This window comes from Streptococcus infantis, from assembly GCF_047464715.1.
Classification (GTDB): Bacteria; Bacillota; Bacilli; order Lactobacillales; family Streptococcaceae; genus Streptococcus; species Streptococcus infantis_S.
In genome coordinates this window covers 270,529-283,377 of sequence record NZ_JASHBJ010000001.1, presented here as the reverse complement: position 1 = coordinate 283,377, position 12,849 = coordinate 270,529, and the positions used below count along the sequence as shown (strand labels likewise).

Below are 12,849 nucleotides of genomic sequence, written 5' to 3'. Positions count from 1 at the left end.
AATCTCCTTAAAATCCTTCATACTGTGGTTTGTACGGCTCTTTCTCTGCTTGTAGAAACGTTTCTGGATCTAAGTGAACCAATTCCCCTACTGAAAAAGATTCAAATAGCTCAGAATTTTCCTTAAAATCTAGAACCATTTCTAAATCAGAATTTCTTCCTTGACCCTCAAAATGCACTTGCTTATTATCGGCATTCATTGCCGTAATTAACCATTCAGCTGAAAAGTCAAAGGCTTCAACTGCTACATCTGGAAATACTAGCTCCATTTTTCTTCTCCTTTCTCTTTTTATCCTTCTATTCTATGTAATAATCGAAAAATCACAGTTAAAGGGACAATATAATTCCATTTTCAACAAAAAAGTCATTGCTTTTACAATGACTCTTATATACTTTGTCCTTTTTCCTCAAGTTCTTGCCTCTCATCACTTCTCTCACGTTCCATAAGGGCTTTTTTATTTGCACGTTGGGCCCTTTGAAGAGAATTGGTCAAATTTCTCATAAAATCTGTATTGATGATTGCTTTGCCTTGGGATTGTTGGACGTTTTTTCTTTGCAAGTTCTTCCTTTCTTGCATTTTATGTGAAACAGCTTGAGCTAACTGACTTTTCTGATTGCTTTCTTCCTCTGGCAATATTTTTTGATAGAGTGATTTGAGTTCAGAAAATCCTTTCGCATTCTCCCGTTTTAATTTTTGAATAGTCGTTTGATCAGTCGTTTGTGAAATTTCCTTGTTTCGACTGTAAATCTGATGTTTCAGCTGAAAAATTGAGATATGGGTCTGTAGTTCTTCTATATAGCTATCTTTCGTAACAGGATAGCCCTTTAGAATAGTCAGCACTCCTTCATCTTGAAGAGGTTGAACTGCCGCTAATTCTCCCTTCAGACGTTTAATAGGTGCTTGAATTGTTAATGAATCAGCCTTTTCTACTGAAAAAGAAACACTATCTTCAAATTGGTTAGCAAGAGATTGTTTTAAAGATTGGTCTGCTTCACCTAGTTTATAATTTGGAGTCAGTTGCAATTCAGTCAGCTTCAGTCTTTGAAGAATCTCCTTCTTTTTCAATTCAACAAATGGCTGATCCGTTTCAAGTGGTTGAATTTGATCAAAAAGAGTTTTACGAACTAATAAACTACTTTGTTTTTCCTCCAATAAACTCAATTTTAAAGCATAGCGAAATGTTCCTAACTCCTGGCGCTCTTTTAATGATCGATCACTTTTCTTTTTAGCTGCTTCTACAAGATCTTTCAAATCAGCCGAAGAAAATAGCGATAAGTCTCGTAAACCAAGTTGCTTCTTCAGTAAGTCTTCTTTCATCTGACTCACATCATAAACTAATTCCGTAACATATTCAGGACGTCCCAAACCTGTTCCGTGTTTGTCATAAGCAGCATAGACTGGTTTTGTAATTTCAATGGGTTTTGCCCCATCTTTCAAATCATAACCCAGTTTTTTCCAGGAATCTAGTGTTTTGATAACACTTGCATTTGGATCCTGTTCTAAAATCCTTTGTTGGTTCTTTACTGAGAAATTGGCCAAATTTTTTTCCAGCCGAACGTCAGCTATTTCAGGAGCATTCTCACGAAATAGGTGCAAGATCTTATTTGCTAGTCGTTCTCTCAATTCCTTCTCTCGACTCGCTATTAATTGCTGCAGATGATAGCCTGCAGCCTCCTGTTGTGTTTTCTCAAAACGACCATCAACTTTCCGAATCTTCTCGTAGGTTGATTTTTTTTCAGCTGAATAAGCTCCTCTATAGGTTTCTAGAAAGTTCTTCGTTTCTTTTAGAAATTCTTGATAGAGCTCTTTCCCATCATTTTCTAAATAGGAGTCCAGATAGCGGTCAAGGAAGAATTTACTGACTGCAAAATCTCTTGCATTTGATCCATAACGCCATTTTTTATCCATTGGCAAATGGTTGTAAGCCTGCTCCAAAAAATTTTTTTCAGCCGAAGAACGAACCTTCTGATCTCTAAATACAGAATTAATCAATTCACTTCTGATATTCGCCAAGATTTGTTCTCGTCGAACAATCATTCCTCTAGTCTGTTCATTCAACAGACCATGAAAAACATCACTTTTAAAACGCTCAATAGTTTTCTGGGAAAAGTTTCCTCTAAATTCCATTCGTCCACGAGGTCGATAGAAAATTTTTTCTCTTGCAGATTCAACTTCAGATAAACCAAAATGCACATGAATATTGTCCGTGTTCAAGTGAATATTGGCCCACCAAAATGATGAATCAGATAAGCCTTCTTTTTCAATCAACCTTGGCAATGCTTCACGTATGACAGACTTGATAGCTTGCTGATCGACTTTCCCAGTTTCCAAATCATATAATCCTTCTTTGGCTAAAAAATCATTATCAAAAGAGATAACACCCTGCCATAGAAGAGAGCCATTTTGATAAGCCTGTTCTAACTTACTTTTCAATTCAGTTACTTTGCTACGCTGCAAGTAATTGGCCTCTTTTGTAAAAATCGCTGTCATCTCTTCATTTTGGTTTTCAGTAGCATAAGAACGATTCATATAATCGATGTACTCCTGGAAATTAAGTTTTGTTTCTGGAACTTCAGCTTGGATTTTTTGTAGTTCATCTTCAGTTAGAGACTCAATATTTTGTCTGTGCGTTTCTAAATTTAATTCATTATCAACCTCGACAGCTTCGTCTCTATTGGTGTAGTCTACAAACCCACTATTTGCTTCTGTATATTGCAGCATGAAGGTAATACTTGGACTAGAAGATACGTTCATTATTTTCCTCTCTTTGAATTAAAATAGTCCATTTTTTCTTAAAAGAGCATAGTCTTTTAATAACGGTTGTAATTCTTCAGGTTCAACTTGAAAATCATTGATCCACCGTCCTGATTGAGAAATGTGTAATTCTTTTTGCTCTTCAATAAATTGCATGGGAATCAATAAGATATTTGGTTCTTCTAACTCTGAACCACTTTCTCGTTCTAAAAAGGCGACAATAAAATCTTGATTTCCTTTTGTCCTCAATTGCCAGTGATGAGAGTTCCCGTTTTTCCTTTTATACAATGAGCTGTATTTTACATCAATCGTTAGACCATCTAGCCAAAAATCATATACTGGATTATTTTTCTTGAAATACTTATTCGCATCCGTTGCATCTGGAACATATTTTTGAAAAAGCTCCTCGGCCATTCCCCCGAGCTTAGCTGTCCTAGAACCATACTGAATTTTATCTTGAATTTTAAGGCAGCCACTCTTTATTAATTTCAAATGAGCTATATGAGTAGGCAGGCCTGACTGTTTCACCGCTTCATGAAAATCTCCTGTTTCTAAATAGATTTCAACAATATCTACCATTTACTGTACCTCAATGAGAATGTTTGATAGTTTGACCACGTGCAATATCTTCTTGAATGACATCGTTGATTCTTGCCATCAATTCATGCTGTGTAGGATCCAATCGTGAATGAATAGATTCCAATTCTTGAACATCAAAATCATCTTTCGTAATAGCATGAAAGTTGGTTAGCGTTAGATAGAGAATTTGATCAAGTTGACGATGAATTGCCTTGTTATCATTTCCAGAATCAAAGGCATCCCCAAAATTTTTTTCCAGCTGAGTCAGTCGCTCATAGAAATTTTTTCCTTCTCCTAATTCAATAAAAAGTTTATAAAAAACTTCAATCAAAGTGACAAGCGTTGCTGAATTATTTCGATACTGTTTCTGCAAAGCAGACGATTCTTTCAAGTAGGATTTTATTTCCTTAAATTTTTCATGTGTTTCTTCGCTAAAATATAAGCTAAGTCTTGGATTCATTTTTCCCTCCTCAATTTTTCTGAGATGATCCTGTCAAATAATTGATTTTGTATCCTGGTTGAATATTAAAGATATATACATCAAATGAGATCTCATCATCTTCAATACTCTGTGCTTCCATACGAACTCCTCTAGCAACTAATTCCACATTTCTAAATATAGGTGTTACTCGATAGCGGACATGGTGGTTCGTATTTTTTATGTAGTTAGCAATCTTATTTTCATAGTAAACCATTGATGATTGTTCATCTTCAAAATTTGCATTTAAAGCACGTGTACCTGTAAATAAATTTTTAGCATTCGCATTCTCTCCACTTAATTGAAAACCGATTAAGTGAGAACGATTATATAAATAATCTTCTTTTCCGTTGAAAATTATTTTTTTATTTTTCCATCCTGTTGGTGTAATAGACGAAATAGATTCTCTATCTTCAGTTGGCATCAAATCTTTTCCCAACATCGCTTCAGCAATTCCTACACGGTTTAAAAAATCTAGATCAGAATATTTTTCCCAGCTGCCATTTTCTAAACTCAATTCGTCTTTTGTAAATTGTGATTTTTCATTGACGATAATCACTTGATTTTTTTCATCATACTCCTTCGATTTCAAATCATCATTTTTCAGAGTAGGATTCAAATTTGAGTTGGAATTTTTTTCTTCAGCTGAATCGGCTATGTTCAATTGATTTGGGATATCATTTTGTGTCAAGCCAGATTTGATAGCATTAAAATTGTTAGGTTGTACGATAAAGATCGCAAGAAAAATGAGAATGATGAACAGTGATTTATTCTTCTTCATTTTCAAACACCACCTGACCGTCGTTCAGCTTCAAGTGCTGATACATCATCCATAAAATGTAACCAATTTGTGGTTAGTTCGTTTACAATATCTTGTTTAACATTTAAAGCTGAAAGAGAAATTTCATTCTTCAACATCAATTCTAAAATCTGACTTTGTTGTTGTTTGATATCAGATAATGTTTCTGCAAATTGATTATTGTACAAATTCAATCCGTCATTCATTACGATATTTTGAATTTGCGATAACATAAACTCATTGAAACTTGAATAGTTATATTTTTTTGAAATAGCCTGAAGTTGTTCAAACATATCACCAGGAACATTTCTAATTAAAAAATTTTTAGTCATCACTTTCCACCTCCCCTTCATACTCTAACCAACGTGAAATATGATTGCCATAACGATCCATTTTTTCTTCAAATTCAGATAGTATCCTTGTCTGTTTTTTCATTTGTTTCAGAACATGGTCAGAAGCTAATTTCATATTTTCTAAATGAGCCACATACAAATCTTGAGCACGATTAAATTTTCCATACTCAATTTTTTCACGACAGATTGAGAGCAGAAAATCATTAAATGACTTGGCTTTATTTTTCTTAGCTAGAGCTTTTAGATAGCTAACCTCTTCCTGTGTTAATCCTCTAATGAGAATGTCCATCTGTATCCTCCATCTTATTATTTATTGTCCCAAAAGCAGGACTTCTTTTTTCTTTTGTCGAAGCAAAAGCAAAAAGAAGCAAAAAAGAAAACTTCAACCTCGCAACATCACGAACCGATACGGTTCTATTTTTGCGGTTTTTCAACACACTAACACACACAGAGGGACTAAGGTCCTTTTTAGGTGTGTTGTGGTAGAAAAGAGCATAAGGGAAACTGATATCACGTTCCGTGATATGTTGATAGTATCAACGTTTCCAATGATATCAATTTTCTCGGTTTCACCTACTTACACACACAAGCTATACTTACCTTTACACACTTTATAGGTGTTATACTTACACTGTTTTTATTCTTTACATACTTTTACATACACCATTTTTGACTTTATTTAGAAGTTCAAAACTCAAAAATTAAGACTGATTTTCAGCTGGAAGAGAGCCTTCTTCACGATTTTTCTTCGCTGCTAAACGTTGTTCTTTTTCCTCTTCTTTGATGAGACCTAGTTCCATTTTTAACTCTTCAAAAATCGATTCATACGACTGATTTTTATTTTTCTTCAATTGAATTTGAACATAGATTTTACCAATTTGTTTTTGAAGATTCTCTTCTGCTTCTTTACGTTCCTTTTCCAAAAGGGCAACTTTTTTCTTTGCCTCTTCTAGTTGATTATCAATTTTTGTTAAATCATTTTTAGCCATGATTACTTCTCCTTTTTATTTAATTAATCCAATTGTAACCGAAAATCTCAAATTATTTTTTAAAGGGACAATCATAAAAAATAAATCCCCTTAATTCAAAAATTAAGGAGATTTTTGACTGCTATTTGTTGGTAAACACAAACTCGCTCATCATCGAAAATGCGCTCTTTGTTTCACTTTTTTAATTCATTTCTACAGTTTCAATAGGATTTGAAAATTCAAATGTTCCATCTTTGACTGCCTGTTTTTTCTTATCCAAAGACTCTAATTTAGCCTTTAACTTCTCAATGTTTTTATAAGCTGTTTCAATAGTTCTGTTCTTCGTTTCGATATTGGTATCCAGCGTAGCAATATTCTTTTGATTGGCTTCGAGATCATCACCTGTTAGATATTTTGCTTCCGCTTGAAGACTCGCTTTTCGTGAATTATCATCTTCAATTGATTCCTTTAATTGAGCAATTGAGGTTGTCAATTTTTGAGACTGTTCATTCTGGAAATTGATCTCTTTTTCTATTTCCTGAAGAGTAAATTCTTCTCTGGAGACAACCTCAATAGCTTTAATTTCAAGCTGAGTATTTTGAGGAGTTACAAAAAATTGTACAGTGTCATCTTCTTCAGATTTCTTCTGAGAAACCTTTTTAGAATCACTGGATGGCGATGAAATATTCACATCAATTGAACTAGAAGCGACTGTCTGATTTGTCACATCGATCGCAAATGCACCAAAATTTTTCGGAACTCCTTTAATAATAACTGATACTTTATTATCAATGATTGGGACAACATCCATTTCTATTTTTGAATCTTTATGTTGCGCATAAAGTTTCCATTTCAATCGTTTGGCATCGATGCCCCGATCTATCGAAGTCGTAGCATCTTTCGTCTCAAATTGTAAAACAATAATTCCAGTATCTGGTGAATATTCCTGGCTGACCAGTTTCATCTCACCACTGCCATTCGCAAAAATCTGCTTTGTTTTGAGTTGTTCTGAAGTATAAGTTTGTCTTTGTGGCGAGAAAATTGCTCCCATCAAAAGGGTCAACCAGGTCACAAACAACATTGAGAAAATAACTAGTTTTCTCTTAATAATATTCTCTTGAAACCAAACTTTAATCTTAATAAATGGTTTCAAAATTGGGCTAGATTTTATCTTTTCAATCCATCGTTTTGCTGTCTCTATCATGATAGATTTATCCTTTCTATTCTATGTGAAATAATGATAAAATAAAATAAAAATTATTAGTGAGGTAATTATTTATGTCTTTTCAATCTGCTTATAGTTTAGAATTAAAACAACACGTAACTCCAAAAGAAGCCTTTGATTTTTCCTGTTCTCTAATCGGAACTCCTAATCATTTAACTGATGCCAAAAAATTTCAATGTGGAGAAAAATGCTCCTTCAAATTAACCTTAGCTAACTTCAATAATCCAGACTTTAATAAAACTCCCTATTTTACTCCTGGGGCAAGAAATCAAAAACATGACCCTAATAATTGTCAACGTATGATTGAACATTATCAACAAAGGGAACAAGAAGTAACGTCTGAAAATCATATCTCTTTTTATCGTGAGAAAAATAAACTGATTATTGACTTAGACCTTGTTAAAGGGAGCTTGGCTACTATAACTAAACCTAGACAGAAAGACGAATCCAATTTTTCTTCTGAGTCAAATAAAGATGAAATTCATCGTCAGAGCTCTCATTCCTCTCGTACTGATGAGGACAAGAGGACTTTCCGTAGCCATGTGAAACAACTCAGAGACTTAGTCAATTATTTTTTAGAATACCAGTCTGGAGAGAAGTATACATTCTATGATAAATATAAAAGAGAAATCCAACTCGAAAGATACTTTGTCAATCTAAAAGAAGCAAACCAAAGAGGAATAAACCTAGAAGATGTTCATATCTATTATGATACTGCAACAGTAAAGTCTATTGACAACAAAGAGAACCCTGAAAAAAGTTATTTTTTAGTTAGATTCCATAGTTTATGCACAATTGAACAAGACTCTAATTATCCAACTATAACGATTAACAAAAGCCTCGCTAGCCATCATGGAGTTAAAGGAAAGCTGAAAATATTAGAAAAAGCATCAAAAGATAAACAACCTCTTAAACTATTTTACTTTGGAAAGTTTGTTAAGCATAGTTCTAAGAAATACATTAATCCCGACGTAAGCTATGAAGATATTTTGGACTATTTAGTCATCAGTTAATATTTCAAAATCTAACAATTCTTGATAAGTGAACTCTATAATTTTGTATGAACCAATAAATCTAAAATTCTCTAGAAAATGATTTTCAACAGCTTCCCTAGCTTCCTCAAAACTATTAAAAACTCTTGTACCGCTGATTTCGTCTGACCAAGCTAATTGACCATTTTTTTGTTGGACTAACCAGACACTTTTTCCAACATTGATTTGCATAAGAACAGCGTAATATTTTTGTTCCATATTCTTATTTTCACCTTTCTAATTCTACATAGTATCTATTTATGGTTTTATAATAATGGCTTATCTCTGATTCCCATGCTTCTTATATCCTTTCCAAATAAATGAAACCTTACTTTTCGGCCAAACACTTTTTAGTAACATTAAGAACGCTAATGGCAGCCTTTTCGTTTTAATTTCATTTCCAAAGTTATCACATATAGTTATCCTGAAGAGCGGTACAAACCAGATCGCAATCAAGATAGTTCCAACCACGCCATGCGCAATAGCATTTAAAATTTGATACATACTGTCTCCTTAAATACAACCTAACTTTTCAGGTGCCAAATCCAATGTTAGCCAAAGAGCCTCATCTTGAGAAATATGTGTTAGTCTTCCTCCCTCATCATTAAAACGATGTAGGGTAAACGTTCCATCTGATAATTTTCCTAAAACAACCATTCCTTCATTTGTCCTAGTACGCCATAGTTCACAATCATTTTGAAAGGCTGTCTCGGCCCATTTACTTAGCTTTACCCTTTTAGTCATTTATGGCCTCCTGAATACTTTTCTCATCTGCTACAATCTTTTCCTCTGAATCTCTTGAAGCATATAGATATTTCTTTATTTTTCCCTTACGAATCTTAATGATAGTTGCAGCTTTTTCAACCTGGTATTTTTCTACCAACTTTTGACCTTCTTCTGTCTGAGTGTCAATGTAAAATGTAGGATAGGAACCTTTATTGGCTGCATCTACAACCACACTTTTTCCAACCTGACAGTAAGGACAATCTTTTTTATAAAATACTAGATTTACATTTTGATCAAGTACAGTATTCTGGTATTCCTTCTGAGTAAGGTGAGGATCATAATCTAAGATAAAATAATCTTTATACAGCCTATATCCTCCTAAAACTGCGAGACTCACAAGTAAAATGACAAGAAGAGTCCCTAGAGCTAACTTAACATGCGTAAAAAGCTCTTTCATCCTATCTCCTCCTCATCCATAAAATCAAATATGGAACCTTGAACATAATCAATCTTGGCCAATTCTTTTATTTCTAATTTCAAGTTAGTGAACGTTGTCATCACTTCTTGAAAGAGTAAAGGATCAAATTCCTCGGAATCCAATACACGGACAATTGGCAACATTGGATAATGATCTCTCAACTCCTCCTGCAGGTAATCTGAAATCATTTTATCATTCGAGATAACACTATCTACTCTAATGATCGCTGGAATGCTAGAAATACTCTCCTCGTTTTGATAAAAAGTTAAAGCCACATCCCCTGCAGAAACAGACTCAAATTTTAAATTATCCGATGAAAGCTTAAAATAATAAGCCAATGGTTCCTGACCAACCCCTGTTAGGTAGTATCCTCTAATGATTTTGAATAACTCTGACATCGACCTTTCACCTTCCTAACAAACTTTTAAAAGTCTAAACGGAGCTTGATACACGTCAGGATAGTGAATCAATCTCTTTTTTCTTTGTTCAGGAAGTGGTTTACGGTAATGTTTTTGAAGATACTGAAAAGCTAGTCCCAAGGTATCAAAAACTAAAACTTTATTCTCCCCATTACAAATATAGTCACCTAATTCAAAACTGAAAATTACGTACTTCATTCTTCTTCTCACTTTCTATTTTGGCCAATCATTGCCAATCGATCTGTCTCTAATTCAGAATCATATCCGTTTTCAAAACGAACTTGTTGACGAATCCCTATAAGTGAGAGAACTAAGAAAAGTCCTCCTACAAATATAAGGCTAAAGAATCCAACTAAAATCAAAATCATATCATTCCTCCATAGATTATTTTATATACATTTATATCTGAGCAATAATCGTAGATATAAATGTAAGGCAGATTGCGGGTTTTTAAAATTATCCAATATCAAGCTCAAATAAAGATAGTTGTTGTGTTTGTTTAAAGCCATCTTTAACCCTTTCTATCACTCTCTGAGTGAACTCTATACTTTCTTCAAAGAAAGCAGCAATATTGGCCATATAAGCCTCCTGACGTTCTTTCTTCACCTTGATAAGGGAAAGCAAGATTGCTTTGATAGAGGCTAATCTGATGCCTCCTCCACGGCCGTGTTTGACTGTGAAGAAGATCTTTTGTTCTGTTTTGAGAACCTTCAATACTTTGTCTAATGAGCGCTCAGGAATGTTCAACTTCTCTCGTATCTCTTTTTTCGTCGTCTGGATAAATGGATCCTCGGATTGATAGAAACCTTCTAAATAAGCCATTACGTCTGTTTTCCATTCATAGAGATGACTATTCTTCCTGTCAGCACGTTTCTTCTTAAATTTGTACCAACGTTGCTTCACAAAGAGATCTGAAGCCTTGAGTTCCTGATTGACCCATGCTTTACATAAAGTCATCACATAATCACGACTAGCAGCTTCATATTTTCCTGAGTAGGCGCTTGTGATAATCTTATGATATTCAGCTGAAGAGAGTGGCTCGTCTAGATTCGCATTAAAACTAGAAAGAACCTCCTCACACTCTTCCTGATCGATTCCTGAAGAGAAGTTGGCTAAAGCCAGCGTGAAAAGAACGTTGTTTCTTCCCATCAAGGCTTTTCCACCTTTGATATTCCCCTCTCTCATCAGCAATTGATACCAGGGCTCATCAATCTGTTTCACCCCTTCAGAGCCCGAAATAACCGTCAAATTGGGCTTTTTACTTGGGAAAGGAAGTTCTGATTGCTTCATTGACCAATCTAACCACTCCTGGAATGAATAGGTATAGTCAGGTTCAAAGAATTCGACATTATCGGTTCGAGGAATCCGAGCAATCCCAAAATGGTTACAAGTCAAATCTACTGGTAAAGTTTGAGCAAAGTAATTTCTCAAATTTTGAGAGATAGCTTTAGCCACCTTTACCACTCGAAATTGGGAATGAGCTGTAACATAGGCTGATCCTGATAGGACAAAATAGGCTTGAAATCCCTTATCAGATTTTAGAATCAACGTTGGCATAAAACCTAGCTCCAGAGAAGCGGTTAAAATATCTCCTGTCGTCATTTCTTCAGCTGCAGAGGTAATATCGAAGTCAATGTAGAATGTGTTAATCTGTCTAAGATTATCTTCAGAGTGCCCACGTGTAATCCGTCGACCAGCATCGCTATAGCTTCCATAGCAATATACGTTAGGGGTCCAGTGTGTGAACTGATCCTGGTTCTCTAGCAATGATTCGACGGAGGTTAAAACAACACCACGTGCCTTCACCATATTCGCTTTTGAACGATAAGCAAATACAGAGCCTCGTCTTCCTTCTTCAGCTGAAGAGATGAGCTGTAGATGACTATTCTTAAATTTTTGTGTTCTTAATCCGTCTTTTGTGATGATGGATAAGCATTTTAATAAATCAATCTTTTTCATGGTTTTTAGGACACTCATATCCCTTCACTAGTTATAGTTTGAAGTCAAGTACACTTATAATATATGGCGCCAACTCATTATATGAGAAGTAAATCATTGCCCCTCCTACCAAAATTAAAAATATACTTAACATCCATTCCCAAGGACTTAGAGACAAAAAGAAATCTTTCTCACCACTCCAGCCAAGTCTAATGTCTGTATTTTTAGCTATGATAAATACTCCATTGAACGAAATGCACACTCCTATAATAAACAATACAATAAACAACAAAATCATATAATTTCCTCCTATGTTCATTCTCATTTATTCAACAATTCTTCTGATAACAACCTGGTCTGTAATAAACTTTTGTCTGACAAGATTCATCATTAAATCCATAAAAACAGTGACTACACAGCGTTCTGTTTTTATCTACCCACCAGCAAGGACCATACTTTTCATCGATACAAGGTGTAACCCAGTTGCAAGCACATCGTCTACAAATTCCAGTTTCCATTTTCTATCCCTCGTTTATTCTCATGCTTTTAGGTAGCTTTTTACTCGGTAAGCAGAAACCTTCAGATAAGTCCCCTTTGCTATAAAATTCAGGACTACTTGTCATTACATGGTCACTTCTTCTCCAGCCTCTACGAAGTTGTTTGTAAGATAAAGAAACACGCTTCTCAATTTCTTTAAAACTAAATCCCAACTTCAAATATGTTGTTACAATAGTAGTAGCATGTTCTTTGGACTCTTCGCTTCTTGTTCTTCGCTGAAAGTTAATCTGCTTATCTTCTTCATTTAATGCTATCTGATAATCAATAAACAACTTCCGCATTTCCATAATTTTATGTTGCCAGGCCAAACTGTAAGGCTGCCCTGAATATCGATTCACTAAGTCCTTCACGGGTTGTTTAAATTTCAGCTGAAGAGGATCGAATTCCCCAAGGTCAGAAAAGGGATCAATGAAACCTAATGGTTCGCTTTGAATTAATTCATTGTATAGCGCTTCTCTGTCCATCCTAATATATCTCCTTCTGTTAAATGCACGTCATTGAGTCAAATAAGCTTAACTGGATGGTTGTAGGCGCTTGTTCGCT

At 34.7% G+C, this 12,849-nt stretch carries 20 protein-coding genes; 1 reads left to right on the top strand and 19 read right to left on the bottom strand.

Translation table 11 applies throughout. The features are described 5' to 3' along the window. Positions 1-7 precede the first annotated feature (7 nt). The 9 genes from QM419_RS01435 to QM419_RS01395 all read right to left on the bottom strand — a co-directional run bounded on the left by QM419_RS01435 (position 8) and on the right by QM419_RS01395 (position 7,135). Positions 8-268: a hypothetical protein gene (locus QM419_RS01435; RefSeq protein WP_000424244.1), complete on the bottom strand. Its 261-nt coding sequence runs from the start codon at positions 266-268 to the stop codon at positions 8-10. Between the two features lie 116 nt (positions 269-384). Further along, positions 385-2,754, bottom strand: a complete 2,370-nt coding sequence (mobP2, locus tag QM419_RS01430; RefSeq protein WP_001103206.1) for a MobP2 family relaxase — start codon at positions 2,752-2,754, stop codon at positions 385-387. Between the two features lie 18 nt (positions 2,755-2,772). Continuing rightward, positions 2,773-3,333, bottom strand: a complete 561-nt coding sequence (locus QM419_RS01425; RefSeq protein WP_000227716.1) for a hypothetical protein — start codon at positions 3,331-3,333, stop codon at positions 2,773-2,775. A gap of 10 nt (positions 3,334-3,343) precedes the next feature. After that, entirely contained in the window at positions 3,344-3,793 is a 450-nt protein-coding gene (locus tag QM419_RS01420; protein WP_001069604.1) for a hypothetical protein, read from the bottom strand. A 10-nt stretch (positions 3,794-3,803) separates the two neighbouring features. Continuing rightward, positions 3,804-4,592 carry a DNA/RNA non-specific endonuclease gene (locus tag QM419_RS01415; RefSeq protein WP_414277653.1) on the bottom strand — a complete coding sequence of 263 codons (789 nt, stop codon included), beginning with the start codon at positions 4,590-4,592 and terminating at the stop codon, positions 3,804-3,806. Positions 4,593-4,594: 2 nt separating this feature from the next. Continuing rightward, positions 4,595-4,942 carry a hypothetical protein gene (locus QM419_RS01410; protein WP_414277652.1) on the bottom strand — a complete coding sequence of 116 codons (348 nt, stop codon included), beginning with the start codon at positions 4,940-4,942 and terminating at the stop codon, positions 4,595-4,597. After that, positions 4,935-5,252, bottom strand: coding sequence for a hypothetical protein (locus tag QM419_RS01405; protein WP_000353213.1), 318 nt, complete (start codon positions 5,250-5,252; stop codon positions 4,935-4,937). The genes QM419_RS01410 and QM419_RS01405 overlap by 8 nt, the downstream gene beginning before the upstream one ends. Positions 5,253-5,664: 412 nt before the next feature. Further along, positions 5,665-5,952: a hypothetical protein gene (locus QM419_RS01400; RefSeq protein ID WP_001096995.1), complete on the bottom strand. Its 288-nt coding sequence runs from the start codon at positions 5,950-5,952 to the stop codon at positions 5,665-5,667. 181 nt (positions 5,953-6,133) lie between these two features. Next, positions 6,134-7,135, bottom strand: a complete 1,002-nt coding sequence (locus tag QM419_RS01395; RefSeq protein ID WP_000573156.1) for a hypothetical protein — start codon at positions 7,133-7,135, stop codon at positions 6,134-6,136. 74 nt (positions 7,136-7,209) lie between these two features. Here QM419_RS01395 and QM419_RS01390 point away from each other — a divergent pair, with 74 nt between their 5' ends. After that, the gene (locus tag QM419_RS01390) at positions 7,210-8,169 is read left to right on the top strand and encodes a hypothetical protein (protein ID WP_000009937.1); all 960 of its coding nucleotides are present in this window, start codon (positions 7,210-7,212) and stop codon (positions 8,167-8,169) included. On the opposite strand, the gene QM419_RS01385 is transcribed toward QM419_RS01390, so the two are convergent. The 10 genes from QM419_RS01385 to QM419_RS01340 form a co-directional block, all read right to left on the bottom strand. Further along, positions 8,155-8,406, bottom strand: coding sequence for a hypothetical protein (locus tag QM419_RS01385; protein WP_000436118.1), 252 nt, complete (start codon positions 8,404-8,406; stop codon positions 8,155-8,157). The genes QM419_RS01390 and QM419_RS01385 overlap by 15 nt on opposite strands. Before the next feature lie 60 nt (positions 8,407-8,466). Then, entirely contained in the window at positions 8,467-8,691 is a 225-nt protein-coding gene (locus QM419_RS01380) for a hypothetical protein (protein WP_000284341.1), read from the bottom strand. A 9-nt stretch (positions 8,692-8,700) separates the two neighbouring features. Beyond that, entirely contained in the window at positions 8,701-8,931 is a 231-nt protein-coding gene (locus QM419_RS01375; protein WP_000167063.1) for a hypothetical protein, read from the bottom strand. Further along, complete coding sequence (locus QM419_RS01370) at positions 8,924-9,370, bottom strand: thioredoxin domain-containing protein (RefSeq protein WP_000661092.1); 447 nt, start codon at positions 9,368-9,370, stop codon at positions 8,924-8,926. The genes QM419_RS01375 and QM419_RS01370 overlap by 8 nt, the downstream gene beginning before the upstream one ends. Further along, a complete protein-coding gene (locus QM419_RS01365) occupies positions 9,367-9,789 on the bottom strand; it encodes a hypothetical protein (protein WP_001292117.1) in 423 nt (140 codons plus the stop codon). The genes QM419_RS01370 and QM419_RS01365 overlap by 4 nt, the downstream gene beginning before the upstream one ends. 15 nt (positions 9,790-9,804) lie before the next feature. Continuing rightward, the gene (locus tag QM419_RS01360; RefSeq protein ID WP_000878299.1) at positions 9,805-10,008 is read right to left on the bottom strand and encodes a hypothetical protein; all 204 of its coding nucleotides are present in this window, start codon (positions 10,006-10,008) and stop codon (positions 9,805-9,807) included. 8 nt (positions 10,009-10,016) lie between these two features. Continuing rightward, positions 10,017-10,178, bottom strand: a complete 162-nt coding sequence (locus tag QM419_RS01355) for a hypothetical protein (protein ID WP_000600806.1) — start codon at positions 10,176-10,178, stop codon at positions 10,017-10,019. Between the two features lie 88 nt (positions 10,179-10,266). Continuing rightward, on the bottom strand, positions 10,267-11,769 hold the full coding sequence (locus QM419_RS01350) for a primase C-terminal domain-containing protein (RefSeq protein ID WP_414277651.1): 1,503 nt from the start codon (positions 11,767-11,769) through the stop codon (positions 10,267-10,269). 31 nt (positions 11,770-11,800) lie between these two features. Further along, positions 11,801-12,046 carry a hypothetical protein gene (locus tag QM419_RS01345; RefSeq protein ID WP_000601796.1) on the bottom strand — a complete coding sequence of 82 codons (246 nt, stop codon included), beginning with the start codon at positions 12,044-12,046 and terminating at the stop codon, positions 11,801-11,803. A 223-nt stretch (positions 12,047-12,269) separates the two neighbouring features. Further along, positions 12,270-12,770 (bottom strand): modification methylase Sau96I, encoded by a 501-nt coding sequence (locus QM419_RS01340; RefSeq protein ID WP_414277650.1) that lies wholly within the window; start codon positions 12,768-12,770, stop codon positions 12,270-12,272. Positions 12,771-12,849 lie beyond the last annotated feature (79 nt).